Genomic DNA, 692 nt, shown 5'->3' with positions numbered 1-692 from the left:
GGCGGAGCGGCGGCGCAGCTCGCGCTTGATGACACCGAAGACGCCGCGCTTCTGGCCGGAGATGAAGATCCGTCGGGGATTTTGTGCGTCGTGGCCGCGGTATCCCTTGTCGACATAGGCCCGCTCGATCGCGCAGCCGGTGAGTGTCTCGGTGCGGTCGATGACGTCCCGCAAGGTGTGACCGTCGTACGGGTTATCGGGTAGCGCCCTGGCGTGCAGCACGAACAGGCCCCCGGGAGAACGGCCGTTGTTGGTGACGATCGAGGCTTTGACGCCGAACTCGTAAGGCGCGGCTGCTTTGCCCTTGCCGATGCACTCCACCTCCGGGGCGTGGAAGGAATAAAGCTTGAAGCCGCGCTGGCGCTGCTGCTGCGAGCGGATCTGCGAGGCCCGGCTGAGCGGGAGGGCGAACGTGTTCTCAAGCACAGCCTGACCTTCGATCTTGCGGCGGATATCGCGGATGATCCGGCCCAGTCGGCTGCGCAGGATGCGCAACTGCCGCTGATGCCGCTTGAATTGCTTGGCATGGCCGTAGCGTCCCGCAATCATCGCCGCGGTCTTGGCAATGCGAAGATAGGACTGCCGCAGCTTGACCCCGTGCTTCCTCGCCAGGCGGTTGAGCCCCTTGATTGCCGCGTGCAGCAGCTTGGCATCGGTCGGGAAGGTGATGGCCTTCGGCTGCACGGTGGTAT

Annotated in this window: 1 pseudogene; it reads right to left on the bottom strand. The window is 64.9% G+C overall.

Features of this window, described 5'->3' with window-relative positions:
• A pseudogene (locus I6F36_RS38580) lies at positions 1 to 692 on the bottom strand (IS5/IS1182 family transposase); the annotation flags it as partial.

Source organism: Bradyrhizobium sp. BRP19, from assembly GCF_020194195.1.
Lineage (GTDB): Bacteria > Pseudomonadota > Alphaproteobacteria > Rhizobiales > Xanthobacteraceae > Bradyrhizobium > Bradyrhizobium yuanmingense.
The sequence above is the reverse complement of the archived record's forward strand: the minus strand, read 5'-3'. Positions and strand labels throughout refer to the sequence as shown.